We start from the raw sequence: 26,011 nt of genomic DNA, 5'->3' as shown, positions 1-26,011 counted from the left end.
GATTAAATATGAGATTTGGCTTATTTACTTTCAACATGGCATCGTTACTTTTGCTTTATGGCAGAGGACTTAAAAATAATAACAGCAGCGAGTAAAGAGGAACAATATATATCGCTGATCCCTCAGATAGAAGCATTGCTGGATGGCGAAACCGACCTGGTGGCAAACTTGGCGAATATCGCGGCCGCATTAAAAGAGCAGTTCAATTGGTTTTGGGTGGGCTTTTACCTGGTAAAGCACGATGAATTGGTGTTAGGCCCTTTCCAGGGGCCGGTTGCCTGTACACGTATTGCAAAAGGCAGGGGTGTTTGCGGTACGTCATGGGCTAAGGCCGAAACATTGATCGTACCTGATGTCGACGCTTTTCCCGGCCATATAGCCTGCAGTTCGGCGTCACGTTCAGAAATTGTGCTGCCTTTGTTCTCCCACGGCGAAGTGATCGGCGTATTAGACGTAGATAGCGCCGAACTGAACGAATTTGACGAAACGGATGCCCTTTTCCTTAAACAAGTGATCGACCTGATCAAATTTAATGCATAAGGTTTACATGATATCCGGCATGGGTGCCGATAGTCGCTTATTTAAAAATATAAAGCTGCCTGGCAATTACCAGGTAACGTTGATTGACTGGCATGTTCCGAAACGATCAGACACTTTAACAACTTACGCCCGCGATATTGTAAAACAGTACGATATACAGCCTAACTCAACTGTAATAGGGGTGTCGTTAGGCGGGATGATCTCGGTTGAAATAGCTAAGCTTATGCAACTCGATAAAGTGATCCTGATATCAAGCATTAAAGCCGACAGCGAAGTGCCATGGTATTTTAAGGTAGGGCGGAGCGTACCTGTTTACAAAGCCATCCCGGGGAAATTGATGACCCATTTGGGTTTCCTGGTAAAGCCCATGTTCGGTAAAATGAGCACCGATGACCTGGCTTTGTTTAAAAGCATGCTCAGAAACTCGTCGCCTGTATTTTTAAAATGGGCCATGCGTGCGGTGTTAAACTGGCGCAACAACGTTGTACTCCCAAACCTGTACCATATCATCGGCGATAACGACCTTGTTTTCCCTTACCAAAACATCAAAAACCCCACAGCTGTTATAAAAGGCGGCACACATATTATGGTGTTTGATAAAGCTGCCGAGATAAGCGCTTTATTGGCCGGTTTATTAAAATAACATGAAAATACCCGATAGCTATTACCATAACCCCGATGCGGTTGCCCTTAGCCGCGACCTGATAGGCAAATATCTTTTTACCTGCATTGATGGCGAGCTTACCGGGGGATACGTTGTTGAAACAGAAGCCTATACAGGGGTTAACGACAGGGCGGCGCACTCATATGGCGGCAAGGTAACACCACGTACCCAAACCATGTATATGCAGGGCGGGGTGTCGTACGTGTACCTGTGTTATGGCATCCACGAGATGTTCAATATCGTAGTGAACGAAGAAGGGCAGCCGCACGCTATTTTAATCAGGGCGATACAACCTACTGATGGTTTGGATATTATGATGTACCGCCGTAACTTAGATACATTGAAGCCAAACATTACAAAAGGCCCGGGTTCGGTAGCTAAAGCGTTGGGGATATCTCGCAAAATAAACGCCATGAGCCTGCAAAGCGATGTGATATGGCTGGAAGACCGCGGGCTTACCTTCCCGGATGATGAAGTAACCGCGGGCCCGCGTGTCGGGGTTGATTATGCCGGTGAGGATGCCTTGCTGCCTTACCGCTTTTATGTAAAAGGAAATATTTATGTGAGTAAGCCCAACAAATAATTTGCTTGTTGGTTTATTGGTCAGTCTATTTATATAAACATTATGAGTAATTGGTCGAAAGCAGAAAGCTTGCAATATTTTAAGGATAAAATTAAAGAGATAAGGACGGCAATGTTAACCACCTACAACGCCGAAAAAGGGTTTAACAGCCGCCCCATGGGTACCGCGGATGTTGATAACGAGGGGAACGTTTGGTTTTTTACAAATGAGTATTCGCCTAAAGCCAGTGAGATATCAGTAGAGAACACCGTATCGTTAACTTATTCTGATATAAAAAATCATACTTATTTAAGCGTTGTTGCCGAAGCATCGATAGTTGATGACAAAGCCAAAATGAAAGAGCTGTGGAACCCATTTGTAAAGGCTTTCTTCCCGGAGGGCTTAGATGACCCCAAACTAACATTGTTGAAGCTTACACCTACCGACGCGGAATATTGGGACAGCAGCAGCAGCAGTATGGTAGTATTGTTCAACATACTAAAAGCCACTATAACGGGTAAAATGTACGACGAAGGCGAACACGGTAAAATTGATATTTAATTACCCGGCAAAGCCAAAGCGTGCAACGTTACCGGTGGCAGGCTTTGGCTTTTTAGCATCATCTAACTTATCAGCCGGCAAACCTTCAGCCTTTAAGATCGCTATCATCATTTCAGCCCTCTGCATGATCTTTTCATAGGTTGGTAATTTAAAACTGTAATCGATAAGGCAGCTGATCATCCCCTCGCTACCCCAGGCAAATCCATCTTTTGCCGCAGCTTTATTCCTTTTGCTGATCTCTTCAATTCCCCCTTTGTAACGGTTTGCAAAATCCATATCAAAAAACACACTTATGCTGATAGCCGAACCACCATTTGGCCAGGTATATAATACTACAACATTATAACCGTCTATTACGCCAACCGCGGCATCGTCTTCCTGTACAAAGCGGTTCATCAGTAAATGGCTGAAGGGTGGCTTGGTAAATAGTTTTTTGCGTTTATTTGGCCCCCATTTAGTGTCCTGAAAGTAATAGATGGTGCCCGCCACAACGCTTATTACAAAAGCGGTAATTACAGCAACCATTAAACTGTGCACTAAAGTTCTGTCAGACCTGTTTAACAACTCCTTTAGCAGGGTTGCTGCTAAAAATCCCAGGAATGTTGCCAGGTAATATTTTTTTACAAAGTGCCACATAGATGCTTAAATGTAAAGCTAAATTAGTTATTAGCGGCAATATGTGATGCAGGTTTTTCGTAATATTGACCGATGATTTACCAGGACACCCTTCAATTTGCCCTTCAGCAGGACGAGCAGGATACATTGCGCAGCTTTCGTGATGAATTTTTGATACCAAAGCATAACGGCACCGATGCCATTTACCTTTGTGGCAATTCCCTGGGCTTGCAGCCCCGTTCGGCCAAAAAGTATATACAGCAGCAGTTGAACGCCTGGGAAGATAATGCGGTAGAAGGCTGGTTTGTGGGCGATGATCCCTGGCTTAAATATCATAAGCAATTGCTTGCCCCGCTGTCGGATATATTGGGGGCTAAACAAACCGAGATCACCGTGATGAATTCGCTTACAGTGAATCTTCATTTGCTGATGGTAAGTTTCTATAAACCAGCAGATAAAAGATATAAGATACTGATGGAAGCGGGCGCTTTCCCATCAGACCAGTACGCGGTTGAAAGCCAGGTCCGTTTCCATGGTTTTGACCCCAAGGATGCCATTATTGAGGTAGCGCCACGTGCGGGAGAAACTACGCTGCGTACTGAAGATATACTACAACAGATTACAGATAATGGTGATAACCTTGCCTTGGTGCTGTTTGGTGGGATAAACTATTATACCGGACAGTTCTTTGATCTGGCCGCGATTGCTAAAGCCGGCCATACCGTGGGCGCGATAGTCGGTTTAGATCTTGCACATGCCGCGGGCAATGTGCCTTTAAAGCTGCATGAATGGGATGCCGATTTTGCCTGCTGGTGCTCCTACAAGTACATGAACTCCGGGCCGGGCGGTATCAGCGGTATATTTGTGCACGAAAAACATTTTGCCGATACCACCTTGAACCGCTTTGCGGGATGGTGGGGTTACCGTAAGGATAAACAGTTTTTAATGGCTCCAGGTTTTGAACCCGAGAACGGCGCTGAGGGATGGAACGTGAGCACCAGCCCGATTATCTTAATGGCCTTGCACAAGGCATCGCTGGACATATTTGAGAAAGCGGGCGGCCTGCGGGTGCTGCGTGCCAAAAGCGAAGTGCTTACCGGCTACCTTGAATATCTTATAGGCCAGGTAAACAAAAAATACGGCGAAGACGTGTACAGTATCGTCACCCCTAAAAACGCGAATGAGCGCGGCTGTCAGCTCTCGGTAGTGTGTAAGCGTGATGCTAAAGCGATATTTAATTATCTTGCGGAGAACGGAGTTATAGGCGACTGGCGCGAGCCCGATGTGATCAGGCTAAGCCCGGTGCCGCTTTATAATTCGTATACGGATGTTTATAAAGCCGCTGAAGCGCTTTTTAAAGCCCTTGAAGCCGTTAAGTAATCAATAGCGGACCCAATGCTTAAGATCGCTTACGACGCCATATATGCCCATCCTTTGCCGCCGGGGCATCGCTTCCCGATGCTTAAGTACGAATTGATACCGGCCCAGCTGATTCATGAAGGGGTGATCACTGCAGAGAATCTTTTTTCGCCGGCGATTGCGGATGAAGCCGTCATTCTATTAACCCATGATGCGGTTTACGGGCAGCAACTGCGCGATTTGACCCTTGCGCCTAAAGAACAGCGGCGTATCGGTTTTCCCTTGTCAGCACAATTAATAGAGCGGGAGATGCGTATAGCCCAGGGTACTATTGACGGGTGCAGGTATGCTTTTGAATATGGCATTGCTTTTAATGTTGCCGGCGGTACCCATCATGCAGGCACCAATTGGGGCGAAGGGTTTTGTATGTTGAACGATCAGGCAATAGCTGCCAACTATCTGCTTTATAATAATTTATGTACTAATATCTTAATAATTGATTTAGATGTACACCAGGGGAACGGCACCGCGCAAATATTTGAAAATGAACCGCGGGTGTTTACCTTCTCGATGCATGGCGATAAAAATTTCCCGTTCAGGAAAGAGCGCTCGGACCTTGATATACCGCTGCCCGACGGGGTGGGTGATGACGAGTACTTAAAGCTGTTAAAAGATACGTTGCCCGGTTTAATTGATGGGCACAAACCCCAATTTATATTTTACCTGGCCGGGGTAGATGTGCTGGCATCAGATAACTTAGGCAAACTGGCGCTTAGTAAAGAGGCTTGCAAAGAACGCGACCGGTTTGTGCTTGAACAATGCTGGCAAAGAAAGATACCTGTGCAGGTAAGCATGGGAGGGGGCTATTCGCCGCAAATAAAAGATATTGTTGAAGCGCATTGCAATACTTTCCGCTTAGCTAATGATATGTATTTTTGATCTGCTGTGATATATCGTCAACAATGATAAGATTATTGCTTTTACTAATGCTCTGAAAGCGTAGGAATAACATTATCGACGCTGCCATCAGCCCTAATACCAGGCCGTACCAAACACCCGTTACCCCCAAATCAAAGTAAATACCAAGCAAATATGCCATGGGCAGGCCAACTATCCAGTACGATATAAAAGTTATTAGCGTAGGTTTATTTACGTCACCCATACCACGTAATATACCCAGGCCTACTACTTGTGTACCATCAAAAAGCTGAAAGAAAGCGGCAACGATAAGTAACTGTGCTGCAATGGCTATTACCGTCCTGTCGGTAGTATATATCCATGGAAGATATTGGTTAAAGAGTGTAAAAATAATAGCAGTACAACTCATAAAAACAATAACGATATGATAATTGGAAATGGCAGATAGCCGCAGCTCTGAATGATTGCCCGCGCCAAAATAATTGCCTGACCGAATAGCTGCCGCTGCCGAAATACCGCTGGCCATCATGTAGGTCATGGCGGCGAGGCTTATGGCCACCTGGTGGGCAGCTTGCTCAACCATGCCTATGCTCCCTATAATTAAAGCCGCGCCGCCAAAGGCACCAACTTCAAAAACGTATTGCATGGCCACGGGCATGCCAATTTTTAATATCTGCAAACCACGCATCCGGTCGATGTTTCTAACAGCGAAATCTTTGAGATATTTTTTAAAGATAGGAGAGCGCAGCACATACACTGCCATTACAATTGCCATGACGCTCCGATCGATAAGCGTGCTGTAACCAACGCCTTTTATCCCCATAGGGTGTACCCCAAAAAGACCCTTTACAAATATTACGCCCAATACAATGTTTAGTACGTTGCCCCAAATAGATATAAGCATGGCCTGTTTGGTAAATCCCAGACCTTCGGCAAACTGTTTAAAAGTACTAAACACCAGCAAAGGTATCAGCGATATACTCAGCAGGAAAAGATAAGGTTTGGCCTGTATAACCACGTCGGGAGATTGGTGCAGTTTGTTGATAAACAGCATCACGCCAAAGTAAATGGCGCAAAACAGCACAATGCCGGTAATAACATTTAGAAAGAAACTGTTTGAAAGCAGTGTGCCGCATTCCTGGTAATTACCACGACCGTTGTTTTGCGCTATTAAAGGGGTAATGCCGTAGCTGATGCCCACACCAATAACCAAAGGCACCAGGAACAGGCTATTCACCAGTGAAACCGCTGCCAAAGCGGTAGTTCCCGCAAAATGACCAACAATCACCGAATCAGATACCTGCACAAGTGTATGGCCCAATTGCGATATTACAACCGGTATGGCCAGTTTCAGGCTATCGCGATAATAGAACTGATATTTTTGATATAAGGCTTTCATTACTGCAAAGGGAGGCAAAAGTAACGAATAGCCCGCTAATTCAGGAGGCTGTGTAAAACTCTTCTTTTTCAGTAGTATGCACACGCAGTACTCCCGAAAGCACCAGGTTGACCAGTATACGCTGCGCCCGCCGGCGGCCGATATTCAGCAAAGTACAAAACTCTTTTACGGTAATACGGTCTTCTTTCTCCAGGTGCTCTAAAAGCGCTTTCTCTTTTGATGAATATTCTATCAGTACACCGCTGTCATCTGAAGATCGCTTTAGCACATCAACCACTACTTTGCTGGCGAGTACGCTCTTATCTTTTACGCGGATATAAACCCACCATTTACCGTCCTCGGCAAGCGAGTAATGGGGCTTTTCCTTACTTTCTGGTATATCTACAATCAGCACCAGCTTATCATCAAAATAAACTTCCTCAAAAACGGGCTCGAGCGCAGGTCGGCTAAAAAAATGGGCAGCGCGCGTTATCATATAACGTTCTTCGTCCTCCGCTTTAACACCTTTTATGGTACCATCGTCTAAAACGCCGATGAGTAGCCTCCCGCCAATGTTATTGGCAAATGATACCATTGTTTTGGCTATTTTTTCGCAGCTTGTAATTGTTTTTTTAAAATCAAGAGATACGCCTTCGCCTTCAAAAATCTGTCGCTTTAAATTCATTTCAATTCTCCCGTTATTCTGCTTTGTAAGGCGTAAAAATCTGCATCCATTGGTCAGGGTTTGTAAGTGGTGTAAACCCGAATTGTTTATAAAGGCCATGCGCATCCCGCGTAGCTAACGACCAGCGGCGCAACCCCTGCAGATCCGCGTGGTTCATTATCGTTTGCATCATCCATTTTGATAAACCGTTACCCTGGTAGTCCGGCAGTACAAACACATCGCATAAGTAAGCAAATGTAGCCATATCTGTTATTACCCGTGCAAAACCTACCTGCGCGCCATCCTTATAAACGCCAAAACATAACGAATTTTGTATGGCTGTTTTTAACCTTTGGGGCGATATATGCGTTGCCCAGTACGACTGCTGGTCAAGATAGTTAAATATCACATCAAAATCGAGCGATGCTTTATCAGTAGAGATACGAAAGCCCTTTTTTTCAAAGGCCTCGTCATTCATAAATACAGGCATAATATCAAGTAGCTGCTGGTGTAAAATTAAGGTCGCGTATGTAAACCTCGTTCATCATAGATACGCACACCTCATTATTCTTATTATATATATCCACCGGGAAACACTGTTCGTATTTTCCGGTTGTGTTTAACATTTGGATAGCAAGGTCAATATCCGCGTCGCTTAGCTTAATATTGAACCAAAGGCTTGATAACGCAGGTTTCAAAAAATCTATCCTGGATGATTTTGACCATACCCTCAGCTTTCGGTCGGGTGTGTTCAATACACGGTCGAACAATACCGGGTAAAAAGGATCTGCTGCCGCAAATATCGTCCCGCCGAAAATCGAGCCGTTATAATTTTTATTAAGGATGCTTTTAAAAACCCTGACCTTAACGCCACGAAACCCCTTATCGAAACCAGCCACCCATATTCGCTGAAAAAGGAGAGGGGGGTAGAGGCGCATTATCCATTTCAGGGTATTCTCTGAGATTACCATTACCGTTAAATATCAGCATTTTTTGGAACATAGTTTGCTTTATAAAGTAAACTTTTAACAAACAAACTGGTTATTGGGTGGTTGTAAACTACTGATAACAACTAACACAAATTCAAAAAACTATATCTATTATTATGAAAAAGCAATTTTTAAGTTTCGCCCTGGTCGCGACGATGATCGGTTCAATTGCAGCGGGTTGCAGTTCCGAGAAAAAAACAGGCGGGTCTGATAGCACAATGACTGACTCGACCGCTACTATGGCTACACCAGCCCCTGATAGCGCCAAAATGGATACTATGAGGAAAGACACTACCACAAAAGATACCACCACTAAGCCAATGTAATTGGTTGATGTGATAAACAAACGGCCCGCAGCATTTTGCTGCGGGCCGTTTGTTTAAAATGCAGTTTTGATAACACCGCCGTCTGCGCGTAAAACCGCCCCGTTTGTTGCTGACGATAGAGGGCTTGCAATATAAGCCACCATATTGGCGATCTCTTCAGGACTGATAAAGCGCTTTATTAATGACGTGCCGCGCATATTAGTAAAAAATTCCTTTTCCATCTCGGCCTCAGATTTACCCTGGTCTGTGGCCAATGCCTTCATAAAACCGTCAACACCCTCAGATAAAGTTGGCCCGGGTAAAACGCTGTTTACGGTTACCTTAGTACCAACAGTAAGTTCGGCAAGGCCGCGGGCAACAGCTATCTGGGCGGTTTTTGTCATACCGTAATGAATCATTTCCGCCGGGATCTGTACAGCAGACTCGCTTGATATAAATATGATGCGGCCCCAGTTTTCTTCGAGCATTTTATCAAAATAAACCCTGGAAAGCCGTACGCCGCTTAACACATTTACTTCAAAAAATTTAAACCAGTCGTCGTCTGTTATATCTTTAAATGCTTTAGGCTCAAATATGCCAACGTTATTGATCAGTATATCAACTGCGGGCAATTGCTTTAAAAGTTGATCAATCTGTTGTTTGTCAGAAAAATCTGCTGCGATGCCTTTAATGTTTGAATTTCCCGTTGCTAAAACAAGCTCTTGTGCAACCGTGTCCACCTTATTTTTGTCGCGACCATTGATATATACATCAGCGCCTTCAAAAGCCAGCGCTTTTGCAATAGCAAAACCAATACCTGCGGTTGAGCCGGTAACAAGCGCGGTTTTATTTTTTAATTTTAAATCCATAGCAGTAATATTTAAACAAGTTTAGAGAAATAAACACCAAAAATTGGTTCAAATAATTAAGATGGGAACTATTTGACAATACACTGAACTAACAAAACCAGAACTATTTTAATTCTTATAATTAACATTATGTTAAGTAAAAGATCAAAATATAGAGCCTGTTTAAGCAGGCTCTATATTTTTAATACCCCTATTGTTAGTTTTTAGGCAACGCGTTTATTTGCGCATTTAATTTAGCAATGTTAGCACTATCCTTTTTGCCTTTATAATAAGTAAGCAAATTATTTAAAGCATCGTATGATTTCGGGTTCAACTCCACGGCTTTCAACAAATACGGTTTGGCCAGGTCGAATTGGGCGTTTGCTTTAGCCATTGCTGCATCGTAAGCTTTTTGCTGGTTGCTGGGCAGTTTGTTAGCGGCATTATATGCTTCAATTGCCGGCGAAATGATCACGTAGCCCATGTTCAGGTTTGCCTCAAAATAATTGGGGTCAATCTCAAGGGCTTTTTTATACATCTCGGCCGCTTTTTGGAAGTTTTGATCTTTTTCTGCCTGTAAAGCTGCTTTTGACGCCGCGGGAGCTTTAGCTATTTTTTGGGAAGCTGCATCACCTACCTGCGAATAAACCAAACCTGCATAGTAATACAAATCTTTGTTTTTAGGATCGTTGGCGATAGCGCTTAAAATTTTATCAAGCACCTCTTTTTGTTTTCCCTGCGTTAGGCTGATTTCAATTTCAGTCCTTCTCAGATCAGCGTTGTTCGGGTATTTCGCAATGCCTTCGGTAACGGTTTTCAACGCGTTGGCAGTATCTTTATTGGTTAAATATACGTTGGCAAGCTCGCTGTACATGCTTTCCACCTTTGAGTATTTGGTGGTAAGTAACTTAGTGTAATTGCTTATAGCGGCCGGATAGTTTTTAGAATTTAACGCTGCCAAACCGGTGTACAATATGGCGTTAGTATCCTCTGGCATTATGGTACGGTAAAAATCAAACGATTTGTACGCAAGATCATACTTTTGCGATTGGTATTCCTTTACGCCTTTATTAAGCTGGTAACCTGCCAAGGCCACCCCTGCATTTTCAATAAGCTGTTTATTTTCGCCTTTTGTATCAAGTTCTTTCGCTTTTTTCAACGCTTCGGCGGCTGTATTAAACAATGGCAACGAAGTAGTTGCAACAGTATCCAATTCGGCCAAAGAACCATAAATACCAGCCTTAACCGCATAGGTTTGGGGTAAATTAGCCGTTTTTTCGTTTGCAGCTGCCTTATCTATCGCCTGCCTGGCCTTGGTAAGGCTTGGCATAGCTAAAGCGGGTTGCGATTTCAGGCCCACATACTTCTCATATTCTGATTGTGCGGTATTCAACTCGCCCTTTTGTGCAAAGGTTGTAGCCGTTAAACAGGCTAAAATGCCCGTCATCAAAAATTTAACTTTCATTTGGTGTGTTTTAAATTGGTAATTGATGTTACGGCATAGTTGCGGTAACATTTTTATAGTGTTTAGTGTGTTTTAGTTTAACTGTTCTAACCGGCTGTTAACCCTTTCTAACTGGTTCTGGTTTCCGGTTTTTGTATATGCCAGTTGTAAAAGCTCAAGGCATTTTTTATCTGTAGGCGCCATTTCATTGGCTTTTTCAAGCCACAATATAGCACTTGTTATATTTTTATCGTCATTATTATTTTTTAACGTACTTTTTTTGAAATACAATAAACCCAAATTAAATACGGGCTCATAAGCCGATACATTTAACTCGATGGTGCGCAGGTATAACGACTCCGCTTTATCGTATTGGTTTAAATTGTCATAACAATTTGCCGCTACAAAAGTAATCTCCGGGTTAGTTGTATTACTTTCAATCAGTGGCACCAGCAGTGGTTCTAACGCTTTATAATCCCTTTTGTTATTATAGATATTCGCTTCATCGTGCAAAAGCTGCTTGTTTTGCGGAAGCAAGCGCCTACCCTTTTTAACAATTTCAAGCGCTTTTGCGGTATCGCCAAGCGACTTGTAGATGGCCGAGGCTGTTTCCAGGTACTCTAATTTTGTGCTATCGGTATTTATCAGGTTCGAATAATACTTCGCTGCATCCTGAAGGTTGCCAAGCTTATTGTTGGCATAAGCTATATAGGCATTTATTTGTTTATGGGCCGGGGCATACTTTTTTGCTTTTTGAAAAGCCTCAGCAGCGTTTTTAAAATCGTTATTTTTGGTTAAAGCGAACCCTTTTCGAATATAAACATTTGCAATACAGCGCTTTGCGTAATCCATCTCAGGCTGGTATTTATATATTTTGCTCCTTTCCGCGAATTTATCATACAAAGCTGCAGTTTGGTCAAGAAAGGTTTCGGGCTGGCCTAAGGTGTTCAGCGAATCCGTGTAAAGTATGCTGGAGTTCACTATAATGCGGTACACGTTCTTCTCCAGATCAGCGGAATCTTTCTTAGTTACAACCAAACTATCCGCGGATTTTTTGGCGCTCGATAAAAATTTAAGATCTCCTTTTTGCTTATAAAAAGCAAGGTTGTTTACCACAGTCTTTAATGCCTCGGACTGGCCGAAGGCAACAGATGTGGTAAACAACGCTAAAATCATTAACCTGATTTTTCGGCTTTGCTGCATTATTATTCAGTTTGGTCATCATCAGCAGATTCGTCCTCTGCGTTAGCTGTATCAATTTCAGTATCCGGTTTTATCGGGGCATCTGGGGTTTCCGAAAGCACATCGGCATCAATTTCATCGGCAATTACTTTATCTTCTGCCGCTTCTGCCAATACCGCTTCGTTCAATTCCTCATCTTCATCATGCTCTACTTTAGCAACCGATGCTATCTCGTCGTTACCTTTCAGGGTAATCAGCCTCACCCCTTGCGTGGCGCGGCCCATTGTACGCAATTCGCTTATCGCTATACGTATAATAATACCCGATTTATTGATGATCATCAGATCTTCTTTATCAGTAACACCTTTTATGGCAACAAGGTTTCCGGTTTTTTCAGTAATGTTGAGCGTTTTTACCCCCTTACCGCCGCGATTGGTAACCCTGTAGTCGTCAATATCGGTGCGTTTACCGTAGCCTTTTTCAGATACTACCAATACCGTTGTTTCTTTATCGTCGATGGCTATCATACCCACTACTTCGTCTTTTTCGCTGTCTAAGCTAATTCCGCGTACGCCAGTGGCGGTACGCCCCATTGGCCTAACAGTAGATTCGTTGAAGCGTATGGCACGGCCCGATTGCAGCGCCATAACAATTTCGCTGCTACCCGTAGTTAATGTTGCTTCAAGCAGCGAGTCGCCTTCGTTGATGTTGATGGCATTGATACCATTAGCACGCGGGCGTGAGTAAGCCTCTAAAGATGTTTTCTTGATAACGCCTTTACGAGTGCACATTATAATAAAGTTGTTCTCCAGGTATTCTTTATCCTTAAGGGATTTAAGCTTGATATAAGCCTTAATATTCTCTTCTTTAGGGATATTGATAATATTCTGAATAGCCCTGCCCTTGGATGTGCGGGTACCTTCCGGAATTTCAAACACACGCAACCAGAAGCACTGACCGCTCTCGGTGAAGAACAGCATATAATTGTGGTTACTTGCAATCAGCAGGTGTTCAATAAAGTCGGCATCGCGGCTATTGCTGCCCAACGATCCCTTACCACCTCTGCCCTGCCTGCGGTATTCGGTTAGCGAAGTACGCTTAATGTAACCTTCGCGCGATATGGTAATTACAACATCCTCGTCCTCAATAAAGTCTTCGGTTTGCATTTCTGCAGATGAGTGTACCATTTCGGTTTTGCGGTCATCACCGTATTTATCTCTTATCTCGGCGAGTTCATCTTTGATGATCTGCATACGCAGGCCTTCGTCGGCAAGGATGGATTTTAAGTGTTCGATGGTTTTCATCAGGGCGTCGTACTCATCCCGGATCTTATCGCGCTCAAGGCCGGTTAAACGCCTTAAGGTCATATCCAATATGGCACGTGCCTGTATATCGCTCAAGCCAAACTGGCTCATTAAGCCTTCCCTCGCCTCATCGGGCGTAGATGATGCACGTATAAGCTTAATAACTTCCTCGATATGATCGAGGGCTATCAGTAAACCTTCTAAAATATGCGCGCGTTTTTCGGCTTCCGCGAGTTCAAACTTCGTACGGCGAATAACAACCTCATGCCTGTGCTCAACAAAATGGTGTATCAGGTCTTTTAGGTTAAGCAGCATGGGGCGGCCGTGTACTAGCGCGATATTATTTACACTGAATGAGGTTTGCAACGCCGTATATTTATACAGGTTGTTTAATACGATAGCCGCGTTCGAATCGCGTTTTATTTCGTAAACAACACGTATGCCCTCGCGGTTACTTTCGTCGCGAATGGCCGATATACCTTCTATTTTTTTCTCGTTTACCAGCTCGGCAGTACGCTCTATCATCAGCGCCTTGTTCACTTGGTAAGGTATTTCGCTTACAATGATACGCTCGCGGTCGCTGCCGTAAGTTTCGATCTCGGCACGTGCGCGTATCACAATGCGTCCGCGGCCTGTTTCAAGCGCCTGTCGCGGGCCTTCGTAACCGTATATAATACCACCCGTTGGGAAGTCGGGGCCTTTAACATAAGTCATCAGCTCGCTTACCTCGATCTGGCGGTTATCTATCAGCGCTATGGTAGCGTTAACTATCTCTGTTAAGTTATGGGGGGCCATATTGGTAGCCATACCTACTGCAATACCCGATGCGCCGTTAACCAAAAGGTTAGGGAATTTTGCCGGCAATACGGTTGGCTCCTGCAGTGAATCATCAAAGTTCAGCTGAAAGTCGATGGTATCCTTGTTGATATCGGCCAGCATCTCCTCGGCAATCTTTTGCAGCTTTGCCTCGGTATAACGCATTGCCGCAGGCTGGTCGCCGTCAATTGATCCGTAGTTACCCTGACCCTCAACAAAGGGGTAGCGGAGGCTCCAGTCTTGCGCCATACGTACCATAGCGTCGTACACAGACGTATCGCCGTGCGGGTGGTATTTACCCAACACCTCACCCACTATACGGGCCGATTTTTTGTAAGGTTTGTTATTTGCAAGGCCCAGATCAAGCATCCCGTATAACACCCGCCTGTGAACGGGTTTTAAGCCGTCGCGCACGTCGGGCAGCGCCCTTGATACGATAACCGACATTGAATAATCAATGTAAGCCGATCGCATTTCTTCATCAATATTTATCGAAATTATTCTGTCTTCTTGGTGCGAATTGTCGTTTTCGGTTTCTTCAGCCATTGGTTTTTCTTAGTGGAAAATCTAAACAGTAAATGCGTATAAAAAAAGTGTTTTTATATGACCTGCGAAGTTAAGAAATTATACGTAATAAGACGGCTTTTTTACTAACATTTATACTTGTTTTCCACGTTTTTTAGCGTAAAAGCACAGTATTGTTACGTTGCATAAAAACGTGTTTTATTTTACCCTTTTCCAATCCTCCTGCACGGATGTGCCGTTGGGCAAAACGCCGCTAAAAGTGAGCGTGTCATTATGGATGCGGTAGCGGTATTTGATGGCGATGTTGAGCACTTTAGAGGGCTGCGCGCTAAACGTCTGGGTTTCAAAACAGGTATCCTGCTTTAGCACGTAATCCCCCTTTTCATAAGGGAAAGGCTCCTCTCCTTTTTCTAAAAAAAGGGCGGTATAGTGCGCCTCGTTATATTGGCGCTGCAGTGTGTAATCTTTGGGAGCGGGCTCGGCTTTGCCGTTGTATATGCCGCCGCTATATTGCCAGGTGCCGGTAAGCGAACCTGTAACATCAAATGATGATAAGGCCATAAACAGTACTATAGCCGGTATTATTCTTTTAAACATGCTTATACCCAGTTGATACCCTTTTTTAACAATGATAGCGTCCTCTCTTCTTCGCTGCCGGGCTGCGGCTGGTAGTTATAAACCCATTTGGCGGTTGGCGGCAGGCTCATCAGTATGGATTCGATTCGGCCGTTGGTTTCGAGCCCGAATTTGGTGCCGGCATCGTACACCAGGTTAAACTCGGTATAACGGCTGCGGCGCTGGTACTGCCATTGCTGCTGTTCGGGCGTAAACTGCTTATCGCGGCTGCGGTTAACCAGTTCGGTATAAATTGGCGCAAAAGAACGGCCCACCGCTTTTGAGAACTCAAAAACCGTTTCCCAGGTAATATCGTCGTTTTCGGTTAAGCGGTCATAAAATATGCCGCCTATTCCACGCGTTTCGTCGCGATGTTTGATGTAAAAGTAGTTATCGGCCCATGTTTTAAAGCGCTCATAAAAATCGGCGTTGAACCGGTCGCAAACCTGCTTTAACTGTGAGTGAAAAAAACGGGCATCATCTTCAATAACATAATGCGGGGTAAGGTCTATACCACCGCCAAACCAACGTACGGGTGGGGTATCGGCATTAAACGATGATGGCATTTCAAAGTACCTGATGTTCATGTGGATGATAGGCACCAGCGGGTGGTTTGGATGGATAACGATGGATATACCTGTAGCGAAAAAGTCGTCCTGCTCTACATTTAAAGCTTTTTTTACGGTGTGTGGCAACTGGCCGTGCACAGCGGAAAAGTTTACGCCGCCCTTTTCGAATATATTGCCGTTCTGGATAACCCTGGTGCGCCCGCCCCCGCCCCCTTCACGTTCCCAAAGTTCTTCCTCAAAAACCGATTTGCCGTCTGTGGCTTCCAGGGCAGCACATATCTCATCCTGTATCTGTTTATAATCCGCCGCTATCTGTTCCTTACTTATCATCGTCGCAAATGTAGTGAATAGTTAAATTAGTTGATCAAGTAAGGCGTGTTTGACCTTGGCAAGCTAAATAATCGCTCAAGTAAGCGCTAATTAACTGATCCCCGCTTCTTCTTCTATATAGTCTAGGTCCTTACCAAAAGTTTCTTTCAACTGGCTAAGCGAGAACAACGCAATTAGCGTTAAAATAACCATCATGATATAACCGCTGGTAACCATGCCATAATGTACTACAAAGGCATTAAAAGCCATATTAATAGGTATTAACGATCCCCTTACAAAATTAGGTACCGTCGTTGTTACCGTTGAACGGATGTTGGTGCCAAACTGTTCGGCAGCTATGGTTACAAACGTGGCCCAGTAGCCAACAGTGCAGCCCATAAAGAAGCATATCCATACAAATCTATCGTGTGTGATGCCCTTTGAATCCAGGTACATAAAGGCGCTAATTACAGATATTATCAGAAACACAGCCATGGTTAGCTTACGCGATTTGGTAACCTGCGACAGTACACCGGCAAAAATATCGCCTATGGCAATACCGATGTAGCTGTATAATACTCCCTCGCCTGCGCTAAGCGGTTCGGCAGCACCCAGGGCCTTGCCAAATTCGGGCGAAAGGGTTACCAATACGCCAACCACATACCAAAGCGGCGCTCCTATTAAAATACAATAAAGGTATTTTTTAAACCTGTCTGCATTGGTAAACAGCATAAAAAAGTTGCCTTTTGACACCCCGCTCTGCTTTACACTGTTAAACATGCCCGATTCAAATGTACCCACCCGAAGCAGCAGCAACACAATACCCAGACCGCCGCCTACCATATAGGCATGCTGCCAGCCGTTTTTGGCCACCGCGTAAGCCGCAGCCGCGCCAAACAAACCTATTACCGCCACGATCATGGTGCCGTAACCGCGCTTCTCTTTGCTTAAGGTTTCGGTAACAAGGGTAATGCCTGCCCCTAATTCGCCCGCAAGGCCTATGCCTGCTACGAAGCGTATAATAGCATAAGTATTTACATCGCTTACATAAGCATTGGCGAAGTTGGCTATAGAGTACATCAATATAGAGCCAAACAATACTTTTATACGGCCAAGCTTATCGCCTATAATGCCCCAAAGCAAGCCGCCCAAAAGCAGCCCGAACATTTGTACGTTTATGATAAACTGGCCTTTGGGCATAATGTCCGCCTCGCTAACGCCAATATCATGCAAACTGGCCTTACGAACTATCGAGAAAACCAGCAGGTCGTAAATGTCAACAAAATAGCCAAGCGAGGCTACCAGTACCAGGAAAATGGCACTGCGGGTGAGTTTTGCCGGGGCGATATCAGTCATGGTCAGGATGAAATATAATTAGTTAGGCTAAGGTATAAAATGCATGTAAAAAACAAATTATCCGCACAAAAAAACCCCTGTTTGTGTAAACAGGGGTTTATATCTCGGCGGGGCGTTTATTAAACTTTTTTAACGTTTACCGCCTGCAGGCCTTTGCGTCCTTCTTCTTCTTCGTATTCAACGTTGTCGTTGTCTTTAATTGCATTTACACCGCCCTGTACATCTTTAAAGTGAACAAACAGGTCTTTACCATCATCTGTAATGATAAATCCGTAACCTTTTTGTGTGTTAAACCATTTTACTTTTCCAGTTTTCATAATAATATTATAAGCGTATTAAAAATTGCGTTAAGATCAGTAGTTATTCAACTGAATATAAAAATGGTTTAATAATCAATGTAGAACGTACAACTATCTGTATCAAATATATAAAATTATTGTATAACCAAATAAAATTATTATTAAGTTAATAATAATAAAAAAATGATATTAAATAAAAAAGTCATCAGCTTATGCTGATGACTTTTAAACCCATATAAACAGGCGTAATATTATTTTACCTGCTGAAAGAAGTAAACACCGGCAGATGGTGTAACCCTTACCAAAACTTCTTCTTTACTGCTTTTAAGATCAACAAAATAGGTGATCGAATCAAAGCTGTCGTCACCGTTATCAAGTTTAATTACTTCATTAGCAAAGTAACCTTCGTATTTTTGAGCAATTTCTTTTCTTGCTTTTTCAGGAAGCGCCCTGAATTGTACATTCTCGGTCACGCCTATCAACTCGCCCCTAAGGTTATAAAAGGCCGATTTTTTTACACCGTCGATGGTGAAGGTAGCTTTCTGAAATTTGGGGCTAACTTTCCAGGTAACGCCTTCGGCACGTGCAAAGTCATTATTGAATTTTGAAGTAACAACGTTTGATACGTTCTCAGAACCGTCTTCGGTTTTGGTAACTGTGTTTGCAGCAAAAACATTCACTGTGAACAATGCTGCGATAGCGGTTGATATAAATAATTTTTTCATGAGCTTAAATTTTAAATTATGCAACAAATATAGCCTGTTGTTGAATAAAGTTATAATTTAAGCTAATTTTTATAAATATTTGATAATATTACTCGGTTTTTAATCAAAATCAAAAAATCTCAACAAATAGATAGTGTACTTTTAACAATATGTCAATAAAAATACCCGGTGCTTATTGTAAATAGTACACTAAGTTAATTTACTATTAAGAAGACCGTTGTTTGTGACGTTTTAATGACGATTTTTATCCGTTATCTGCAAAGCCTGGGTACAATGTCATGCCGCCATCTATAAAAATGGAGGTACCGGTGATGTAATCTGCATCGTCTGATGCCAGCCAAACAGCCAGTTTACCGATGTCCGCGGGTTGGCCAATGCGGTTGTACGGGATAAGCGTTAAAAGTTTATCAAGTGCTTTTTGCGTTTCCCAGGCGTCTTGGTTGATGGGCGTTTGTATCGCTCCCGGACTGATCCCTACCACACGAATTTTGTGCGGCGCCAGCTCCTGGGCTATGCTTTTCATAAACATACCTATGCCGCCCTTACTGGCTGCGTAGTTTACGTGTCCGGCCCAGGGGATAACTTCGTGCACGCTGCTCATGCAAATGATCTTGCCGGCGGCGCAGCTAACGCCATCCTCTGCTCCCTGTTCGATAAATAATTTTGCCGCCTCGCGCGAGCACAGAAACTGCCCGGTTAAGTTGGTATTGATAACGGTATTCCAGTCATCAAGGGTCATGTCAATCAGGCTCGCGTCTTTTTGTAAACCGGCGTTATTTACCAGTATATCCAACCTGCCGTACTTTTTTATAACAGCTGCAAACATTGCCTGTACTTCGCGTTCGTTGCCTACATCGGCGTGAAACTCAAATGCCTTTCCGCCAGCTTTGGTGATCTGTTTAACCACTTCATCGGCTTTGTCGTGCTGGCCGATATGGTTAATAAGCACTTTAGCCCCCGCCTGCCCCATGGCAATGGCTACCGCCTGGCCTATACCGCTATCCGCGCCCGTTACAATGGCAACCTGCCCCTTCAAATTTTTTTGTGTTTTCATATCCTATCAATTATATGAGCAATGCCAAATAATGGATATGGTTTGAGAGGAAATAAAATTATTATTACTATTTATGCCTTAGTCTTTCAAGCTTTTTGATATCTGAATCATTTTTGGTTTTAGCAAACCACTTTTTATGAATATAAGTTCTGAAAAATGCCCACTTATGAGACGGTCGTTCATTACCAGAAAGTACTTCGATTAAATAATCGAGGTGGTTTGAGTTCCATGCCCATATCAACTCTCCACGGATTTCGATTTTATTAAAAAGCTCAAAGTTTTTAATATTAGAATTGTCAATCGTTTTCCTCTTTAAACAATGATCGCAGGTAAACAATAGGTCCTTTATTTGATAATCGATATCTAAAAAATGCTCCACATTATCCGGAATGCCAATATATTTTAGCGCTGACTTTTTACAACAATAAGGGCAAATAACATCCATGACTCGTGGATAATGGCTATGTCCATATCTAATATGTGATGACCCACCGTTATCCTTTGAACTTTGCATTAAAATAAATATTTAGTTCAATATAAACATTTCAACTAATACCCTATAACCCCTTTATATAATCTAAAAACAGATATAAAGCTTTCTTTTTATCCTCGGTCAGGTCAAAGTCCAGACGGTGCATCAGGTAATCCTGCAGGTCGAAATCGGCCCGCTGAGGCAATTCTTTTAAAAGCTCGGGGCGATGCGCCAGTCCATACCTTAAAGCCTCATTAAATTCTTTAATAAAATCGGCCGGGATGGGTTTGTTGGCTATCCAGGCGGCAAATACAAACGGCAAACCGGTAAACTTTTGCCACTCTGCGGCAAGGTCGTAAACGTATTTATATCGTTCTGTTTTACCAAAGGTGCGGTCGCCTATTTGTACAAAGGCGGTATGCTCATCGGCCGATGCCGCGTAATCGGGCGCGTTTTTGATCAGGCCGGGCTGTACCTTCCAATAGTTTTTTAGCAGCACAAGTGCCAGGTTATTTGAGCTGCGCGATTCCGGATCCAGCTGTATCTGCTTTACATCCCTGATATCGCAGTTGCTGAAAATGAACACGGAGTTTACCGCGCCCACAGCGCCGATGCAATAGTTAGATACAATCTCCCACTGGGGTAAACTTAAGGTAGCGGCTACGGGTATTAAACCAATATCAACTACGTTATCAATTAACTTTTGCGCACAGTCAGATGGCATATCCAGGCTCAGGTCTATCCTGTCCCTAACCGCCGAGTGTTGTAATCCGTATAAAAAGGGTTTGGTGTTAGTGTAGCTAACGGCAGAAATTTTTATCTTATTCACGTATCGTTCTCTCTAATCGTTTTTTAAATGTTTGGCATTGTTTGCTTCTGCAATTGTAAAGGTGGCGCCATCGTAGGTAACCTTATACAGCACAAGGTTCTGGTGCGGAAAATTATCCATTTGGGTAAGCGGCTGGTTGGTAAGTACGCACATCAGCAAACGCAGCGCGCGGCCATGCATACATATCAGCACCGTTTTTTCTTCGGGATGGCTCATGATAGTTTCAAGTGCCTTTAGCTGTCTTTCTTTTACCTCGTTTGGGCTTTCGCCGCCCTCAAATTTTTCATCCAGCTTACCATCCAGCCAGTCGCGCATTAATTGCAAAAACGCGGCTTTGGTATCGGGCGTAGCGGCTTGTCCTTCGTGTACGCCCCAGGCCAGCTCGTCAAGGCCCGATAGTTTCTGATAAGGGATGCCCAGGTCAATAAATTGCTGTACGCTTTGCTGCGTGCGCTTTAAAGCTGATACATAAATTTTATCGAAAGGTACATCTTTATAAGCCTCATAAAATTGGTTTGCCTGGCGGCGGCCTTCATCGTTCAGATCGGTATCGCGACCGCGGCCCTGCACAATGCCTTGTTTGTTAAGGTCGGTTTGGCCGTGGCGTGTTATATATAATGTTTTTTGAATCATTGTTCATTAGTTCAAATGTTCATTAGTTCATTGGTTCGGATCTTGGCTAACTATCTCATTTGTTTATTGGTAAGTACCAATGAATAAATGAGCTAATGAACCAGTGAACCAACAGACCAATAAACTAATTAATTACCGGCAGTTTATAAAAACGCGGCTTTTCCTGTTCCTCAAACTGGTAGTCGTTATAATCGGTAATCACATTGTAAAGCGTATCGCGCTCTATGGGGTAACGGCCCGCATGCTTTATCAGGTCAACCAGTTCTTTTGTGCTCATGGCCGGTTTTTGCTCTTCGGCACCCGCCATCGAATATATTTTGGTGGTATCGTCAAGCGTACCATCAATATCATCAACCCCGAAATTAAGCGATAGCTGCGCGGTGGTGCGGCTTATCATGGCCCAATAGGCTTTTATATGGTCAAAGTTATCAAGGTAGATGCGCGCTATGGCGTAGTTGCGCAGGTCTTCTACCACAGTAGATTCGGGCACGTTGCTCATTTGGTTATCCTGGTTGCGGAATTTTAACGGGATAAAGGTTTGAAAACCCCCTGTCCTGTCCTGCAACTGGCGCAAACGCTCCATATGATCAACCCGGTGGTAAAACTTTTCGATATGACCGTAAAGCATGGTGGCGTTAGATCGCATACCCAATTTATGCCACTCTTCGTGTATGGCCAACCATTGGTCGCCGGTGCATTTATCTTTAGCTATCAAATCGCGCACTTCCGGATGGAATATCTCCGCCCCTCCTCCCGGTATCGATTCCAGGCCCGCATCCTTCATCAGCTTCATCCCTGTAGCATAATCAATTTTGGCTTTTTTAAAAATGTAATGATATTCTACCGGTGTAAGCGCTTTTACATGCAGATCTGGCCGGTGGGCTTTTATTTTACTGAACAGTTCGCTGTAAAAAGCTACATCGTACTGCGGTAAAACCCCGCCTACAATATGCACCTCGGTAACGGGCTGGTCATCGTACTTTTTAACGATGTCGAGCATTTCCTGCATCGTGTATTCCCACCCGTCGGCACGTTGTTTTATAAGGCGCGAGTACGAGCAAAATTTGCAATCGTAAACACAAAGGTTAGTCGGCTCGATATGAAAGTTACGGTTAAAATAAGTTTTGTCACCGTGTTTTTGTTCGCGTATGTAGTTGGCAAGTACTCCCAGGTAGCCCAGTTCAGCTTTTTCGTAAAGCAAAACGCCTTCATCAAAAGTGATGCGCTGGTTATGAAGTACCTTCTCGGCAATGTTCTTAAGCTCGGGTAAAAGTTGGGGGTTATCCAGCAATACCCTGAAGTTTTCTGATACTTCCATTTAGAAAAATATTTGAGCAAATGTAGCAATTTGCATTAGTTTTAAAACGTACGTAATAATTTGAAACGTGTTTAAACACGCAAGTATGACAATGATGTTACAGTAGGAAAATGCTGAACCATTTTGCATCGGCCGCTATTGATAACTGAATTTTCTTGGTTAATTTGGCGACATTATTCCCTGTTATGAAAATAGAAACTATTGCCATCCACGCCGGTAACCACACCGATGCCTCATCCAAAGCTGTTGTACAACCAATCGTAATGTCGACCACGTTTGAGCGTGATGAAGACGGGGGATTTTCATCGGGTTATCAATACAGCCGTTCGGCAAACCCTAACCGCGCATCGTTAGAAAATGTATTGGCACAGTTAGAAGGCGGCGCTGAAGCGGCGGCTTTTTCATCAGGTAATGCCGCGGGTATGTCGGTATTTCAATCGCTTGAGCCGGGCACACACATCATTTGCCCCGACGATATGTATCACGGACTGCGCAACCAGCTTAAAACGTTGTTTGAGGGCATTTTGGAATTTGATTTTATTGATGTGAATGATGAAGATGCTTTAAACGCCCATATTAAACCCAATACCGGTGTAATATGGATAGAAACGCCATCTAATCCGCTGCTGAAAATTACTGACATAAAAAAGGTGGTTGCTATTGCCCGCGGGTATAATATTAAGGTAGTTTGCGATAATACCTTTGCCACGCCGCTGTGCCAGCAGCCGCTGGCATTGGGTGCCGATGTGGTGATGCACTCTTCTACCAAGTATTTTGGCGGCCACAGTGATTTAATGGGCGGGGCGCTTATTACTGCTCAGAAAAACCAATGGTGGGAAAAGATCCAAAATGTACAAACTATGGGCGGCGCGGTGCCCTCGCCTATGGACTGTTACTACTTGGTACGTAGTATTAAAACCTTGCCTTACCGAATGCGCGGCCATGTGCAAAACGCCCTGCTGCTGGCGCAATACCTTGAAAAACACCCGCGTGTAGAACGGGTGATGTATCCCGGTTTGCCGTCGCACCCGCAGTTTGATATTGTAAATGCGCAGATGAGCCGCCCCGGCGCCATGATGTCGTTTACACTGAAAGGCGGCGAGGAAGAGGCCAAAAAAGTAGTGAACGCGCTTAACATATTTACCCAGGCCACCAGCCTTGGTGGCGTTGAAAGCCTGGTAGAACACCGCGCCAGTGTTGAAGGACCTGATACCAAAACGCCCTTTAACCTTTTAAGGGTATCGGTGGGTTTAGAACATATTGATGACCTGATAGCCGATCTGGAGCAGGCAATGGCGTAAATTTAATTCAGGCCGTTATCATAGTTCCTAAAGAACGCTGTATAATTGACAAATGACAATTAAATTAAAATTTAATTTGGAACTTAAAACCTTATTGCCCTATATTTGAAACATTATTTGGTAGCGATACCAATCGATCAATTTTCCCTCACACGGATTTTGATTTATAAAGAAGCGGCGAGAGATCAGGCTCGATGAACCGCTGGCAACCCTACAAGGTGTAGAAGGTGCCAATTCCTGTCCCGGAAAATATGTTACCCGGGGGATATAAATTAATAGTCATGAATAGTCTGATTTATTTAGCACAACAAAACACATCGCAAACTCAAACGGGTGGTTCTTCTGTATACAACCTTTCTGCAGGCTGTATTTGTATGTGTTGCTGCTGCTGTTGATGCAGTACACGTTCCCTTTTCTGTTTCCCAAAAAAACACGTGATACCCGCTTAGGATAGCTTTATCCTGTCGTAATTGTAATATTTCATCAATACCTCTTAAATCTACAGAACATGTCTAATTTAAAATTCGAAACACTGCAACTGCACGCCGGTCAGGAAGTTGACGCTGTAACAGGCTCGCGCGCGGTACCCTTATATCAAACTGCCTCATACGTTTTTAATAATGCCGAGCACGGCGCGAACCTGTTTGCGCTAAAAGAGTTCGGTAATATCTATACCCGTATCATGAACCCTACTACCGATGTTTTTGAAAAGCGCATTGCAGCCCTGGAGGGCGGCATCGCAGCTTTGGCAACAGCATCGGGTCAGGGGGCCCAGTTTATCGCGCTAAATAATATCCTGCAGGCTGGCGATAACTTTGTCACCTCTCCTTTCTTGTATGGAGGTACTTACAACCAGTTTAAGGTGGCGTTTAAGCGCCTGGGTATCGAGGTGCGGTTTGCCCAGGACGATACCGCCGAAAACATTGAAAAACATATCGATGGTAAAACCAAAGCCATCTATACCGAAACTATCGGCAACCCCGGTTTCAGCATTCCTGATTTTGAAAAGCTGGCGGCCTTAGCCAAAAAGCACGATCTGCCGCTGATAGTAGATAACACTTTCGCCGCGGGCGGATACCTGTTTCGTCCGTTGCAGCATGGTGCGCATGTGGTTGTAGAATCTACCACCAAGTGGATAAACGGCCACGGTACCAGCATCGGCGGCGCTATTATAGATGGCGGCACGTATAACTGGGGCAACGGAAAATTCCCGCAGTTTACCGAGCCAAGCGAAGGTTATCACGGGTTAATTTTTAACGATGTATTTGGCATTAACGGCCCGTTTGGCAATATCAATTTCATTATCCGTGCCCGTGTGGAAGGTCTGAGAGATTTTGGCCCTGCGCAGTCGCCGTTTAATTCGTGGCTTAACATACAGGGGCTGGAAACATTGTCGTTGCGGGTGCAACGCCATGTCGACAACGCCCTTGAACTGGCCAAATGGCTGGAGCAGCACCCGCAGGTGGCATCTGTTAATTATCCGGGGCTGGAGTCCTCGCCCTATCATATCCTTGCCAAAAAATACCTGAAAAATGGTTTTGGCGCGGTGCTGACTTTCGAAATAAAGGGCGGTAAGGAAGTGGCGAACCAGGTGATAGATAATTTAAAGCTGGTGAGCCACCTGGCCAATATGGGCGATGCTAAAACACTGATCATTCAGCCATCGGCAACCACGCACCAGCAGCTTAGCGACGCCGAGCAACTATCAGCCGGGGTTACGCCGGCACAGTTAAGAGTGGCCGTCGGCATAGAACATATAGATGATATTAAGGCTGATTTTGAACAGGCATTTGCCAAAGTACAACAACCTGAATTCGTTTAATTTTTAAGAATTTTTTAGTTTTTTTTAGTTTTTTA

At 44.0% G+C, this 26,011-nt stretch carries 28 protein-coding genes and 1 riboswitch; of the genes, 9 read left to right on the top strand and 19 right to left on the bottom strand.

The features are described 5' to 3' along the window. The first annotated feature begins 57 nt into the window (after window positions 1-57). From GWR56_RS17000 to GWR56_RS16985, 4 genes are read left to right on the top strand one after another with little or no spacing between them, the layout of a single operon-like run. The gene (locus GWR56_RS17000) at window positions 58-540 is read left to right on the top strand and encodes a GAF domain-containing protein (protein ID WP_162432400.1); all 483 of its coding nucleotides are present in this window, start codon (window positions 58-60) and stop codon (window positions 538-540) included. Then, window positions 533-1,183, top strand: coding sequence for an alpha/beta fold hydrolase (locus tag GWR56_RS16995; RefSeq protein ID WP_162432399.1), 651 nt, complete (start codon window positions 533-535; stop codon window positions 1,181-1,183). The genes GWR56_RS17000 and GWR56_RS16995 overlap by 8 nt, the downstream gene beginning before the upstream one ends. 1 nt (window position 1,184) lies before the next feature. Continuing rightward, entirely contained in the window at window positions 1,185-1,787 is a 603-nt protein-coding gene (locus tag GWR56_RS16990) for a DNA-3-methyladenine glycosylase (RefSeq protein WP_162432398.1), read from the top strand. A gap of 42 nt (window positions 1,788-1,829) precedes the next feature. Then, entirely contained in the window at window positions 1,830-2,327 is a 498-nt protein-coding gene (locus GWR56_RS16985) for a pyridoxamine 5'-phosphate oxidase family protein (RefSeq protein ID WP_162432397.1), read from the top strand. On the opposite strand, the gene GWR56_RS16980 is transcribed toward GWR56_RS16985, so the two are convergent. Continuing rightward, complete coding sequence (locus tag GWR56_RS16980) at window positions 2,328-2,963, bottom strand: hypothetical protein (RefSeq protein ID WP_162432396.1); 636 nt, start codon at window positions 2,961-2,963, stop codon at window positions 2,328-2,330. A gap of 72 nt (window positions 2,964-3,035) precedes the next feature. Here GWR56_RS16980 and kynU point away from each other — a divergent pair, with 72 nt between their 5' ends. Next, a complete protein-coding gene (gene kynU, locus GWR56_RS16975) occupies window positions 3,036-4,322 on the top strand; it encodes a kynureninase (RefSeq protein WP_162432395.1) in 1,287 nt (428 codons plus the stop codon). A 15-nt stretch (window positions 4,323-4,337) separates the two neighbouring features. Then, window positions 4,338-5,240, top strand: a complete 903-nt coding sequence (locus GWR56_RS16970) for a histone deacetylase (protein ID WP_162432394.1) — start codon at window positions 4,338-4,340, stop codon at window positions 5,238-5,240. Here GWR56_RS16970 and GWR56_RS16965 read toward each other — a convergent pair. From GWR56_RS16965 to GWR56_RS16950, 4 genes are read right to left on the bottom strand one after another with little or no spacing between them, the layout of a single operon-like run. Next, a complete protein-coding gene (locus GWR56_RS16965; protein ID WP_162432393.1) occupies window positions 5,221-6,618 on the bottom strand; it encodes an MATE family efflux transporter in 1,398 nt (465 codons plus the stop codon). The two genes, GWR56_RS16970 and GWR56_RS16965, sit on opposite strands and share 20 nt — an antisense overlap. Before the next feature lie 40 nt (window positions 6,619-6,658). Beyond that, window positions 6,659-7,282, bottom strand: a complete 624-nt coding sequence (locus GWR56_RS16960; protein WP_162432392.1) for a helix-turn-helix domain-containing protein — start codon at window positions 7,280-7,282, stop codon at window positions 6,659-6,661. Window positions 7,283-7,295: 13 nt separating this feature from the next. Next, window positions 7,296-7,751 (bottom strand): GNAT family N-acetyltransferase, encoded by a 456-nt coding sequence (locus tag GWR56_RS16955; protein WP_162432391.1) that lies wholly within the window; start codon window positions 7,749-7,751, stop codon window positions 7,296-7,298. A 4-nt stretch (window positions 7,752-7,755) separates the two neighbouring features. Continuing rightward, a complete protein-coding gene (locus GWR56_RS16950; RefSeq protein WP_162432390.1) occupies window positions 7,756-8,232 on the bottom strand; it encodes a DUF4442 domain-containing protein in 477 nt (158 codons plus the stop codon). Between the two features lie 134 nt (window positions 8,233-8,366). Here GWR56_RS16950 and GWR56_RS16945 point away from each other — a divergent pair, with 134 nt between their 5' ends. After that, entirely contained in the window at window positions 8,367-8,576 is a 210-nt protein-coding gene (locus GWR56_RS16945; protein WP_162432389.1) for a hypothetical protein, read from the top strand. 53 nt (window positions 8,577-8,629) lie between these two features. On the opposite strand, the gene GWR56_RS16940 is transcribed toward GWR56_RS16945, so the two are convergent. The 14 genes from GWR56_RS16940 to mqnE form a co-directional block, all read right to left on the bottom strand. Continuing rightward, window positions 8,630-9,424: an SDR family NAD(P)-dependent oxidoreductase gene (locus GWR56_RS16940; RefSeq protein ID WP_162432388.1), complete on the bottom strand. Its 795-nt coding sequence runs from the start codon at window positions 9,422-9,424 to the stop codon at window positions 8,630-8,632. A 196-nt stretch (window positions 9,425-9,620) separates the two neighbouring features. Continuing rightward, window positions 9,621-10,868 (bottom strand): lipopolysaccharide assembly protein LapB, encoded by a 1,248-nt coding sequence (locus GWR56_RS16935; RefSeq protein WP_162432387.1) that lies wholly within the window; start codon window positions 10,866-10,868, stop codon window positions 9,621-9,623. Window positions 10,869-10,940: 72 nt separating this feature from the next. Then, window positions 10,941-12,023, bottom strand: coding sequence for a lipopolysaccharide assembly protein LapB (locus tag GWR56_RS16930; RefSeq protein WP_162432386.1), 1,083 nt, complete (start codon window positions 12,021-12,023; stop codon window positions 10,941-10,943). 29 nt (window positions 12,024-12,052) lie between these two features. After that, window positions 12,053-14,695, bottom strand: a complete 2,643-nt coding sequence (gyrA, locus tag GWR56_RS16925) for a DNA gyrase subunit A (RefSeq protein ID WP_162432385.1) — start codon at window positions 14,693-14,695, stop codon at window positions 12,053-12,055. Between the two features lie 177 nt (window positions 14,696-14,872). Beyond that, on the bottom strand, window positions 14,873-15,271 hold the full coding sequence (locus tag GWR56_RS16920; RefSeq protein WP_162432384.1) for a hypothetical protein: 399 nt from the start codon (window positions 15,269-15,271) through the stop codon (window positions 14,873-14,875). 2 nt (window positions 15,272-15,273) lie between these two features. After that, entirely contained in the window at window positions 15,274-16,188 is a 915-nt protein-coding gene (hemF, locus tag GWR56_RS16915) for an oxygen-dependent coproporphyrinogen oxidase (protein WP_162432383.1), read from the bottom strand. A gap of 90 nt (window positions 16,189-16,278) precedes the next feature. Further along, a complete protein-coding gene (locus tag GWR56_RS16910) occupies window positions 16,279-17,523 on the bottom strand; it encodes an MFS transporter (protein WP_162432382.1) in 1,245 nt (414 codons plus the stop codon). Between the two features lie 119 nt (window positions 17,524-17,642). Continuing rightward, the gene (locus GWR56_RS16905) at window positions 17,643-17,840 is read right to left on the bottom strand and encodes a cold-shock protein (protein WP_067061679.1); all 198 of its coding nucleotides are present in this window, start codon (window positions 17,838-17,840) and stop codon (window positions 17,643-17,645) included. A gap of 233 nt (window positions 17,841-18,073) precedes the next feature. Continuing rightward, complete coding sequence (locus GWR56_RS16900; protein WP_162432381.1) at window positions 18,074-18,547, bottom strand: hypothetical protein; 474 nt, start codon at window positions 18,545-18,547, stop codon at window positions 18,074-18,076. A 244-nt stretch (window positions 18,548-18,791) separates the two neighbouring features. Then, complete coding sequence (locus GWR56_RS16895) at window positions 18,792-19,601, bottom strand: SDR family oxidoreductase (RefSeq protein ID WP_162432380.1); 810 nt, start codon at window positions 19,599-19,601, stop codon at window positions 18,792-18,794. A 67-nt stretch (window positions 19,602-19,668) separates the two neighbouring features. Continuing rightward, complete coding sequence (locus GWR56_RS16890) at window positions 19,669-20,115, bottom strand: hypothetical protein (RefSeq protein ID WP_162432379.1); 447 nt, start codon at window positions 20,113-20,115, stop codon at window positions 19,669-19,671. A 43-nt stretch (window positions 20,116-20,158) separates the two neighbouring features. Then, window positions 20,159-20,902, bottom strand: a complete 744-nt coding sequence (locus GWR56_RS16885) for a menaquinone biosynthetic enzyme MqnA/MqnD family protein (RefSeq protein WP_162432378.1) — start codon at window positions 20,900-20,902, stop codon at window positions 20,159-20,161. A 12-nt stretch (window positions 20,903-20,914) separates the two neighbouring features. Beyond that, window positions 20,915-21,535 (bottom strand): histidine phosphatase family protein, encoded by a 621-nt coding sequence (locus GWR56_RS16880; protein WP_238395256.1) that lies wholly within the window; start codon window positions 21,533-21,535, stop codon window positions 20,915-20,917. Window positions 21,536-21,659: 124 nt separating this feature from the next. After that, entirely contained in the window at window positions 21,660-22,853 is a 1,194-nt protein-coding gene (mqnE, locus tag GWR56_RS16875) for an aminofutalosine synthase MqnE (protein WP_162432377.1), read from the bottom strand. A 185-nt stretch (window positions 22,854-23,038) separates the two neighbouring features. Between mqnE and GWR56_RS16870 the strand changes: the two genes are divergently transcribed. Together GWR56_RS16870 and GWR56_RS16865 are read left to right on the top strand one after the other, a co-directional pair. Beyond that, window positions 23,039-24,154, top strand: a complete 1,116-nt coding sequence (locus GWR56_RS16870) for a PLP-dependent aspartate aminotransferase family protein (protein WP_162432376.1) — start codon at window positions 23,039-23,041, stop codon at window positions 24,152-24,154. Window positions 24,155-24,315: 161 nt separating this feature from the next. Continuing rightward, window positions 24,316-24,428: riboswitch (SAM riboswitch) on the top strand. 234 nt (window positions 24,429-24,662) lie between these two features. Further along, window positions 24,663-25,976, top strand: a complete 1,314-nt coding sequence (locus tag GWR56_RS16865) for an O-acetylhomoserine aminocarboxypropyltransferase/cysteine synthase family protein (RefSeq protein WP_162432375.1) — start codon at window positions 24,663-24,665, stop codon at window positions 25,974-25,976. Window positions 25,977-26,011 lie beyond the last annotated feature (35 nt).

It is taken from the genome of Mucilaginibacter sp. 14171R-50 (assembly GCF_010093045.1).
In the GTDB taxonomy this organism is placed as follows: domain Bacteria; phylum Bacteroidota; class Bacteroidia; order Sphingobacteriales; family Sphingobacteriaceae; genus Mucilaginibacter.
Note: the sequence above shows the minus strand (reverse complement) of the source record. Positions and strands in the feature narration are given on the sequence as shown.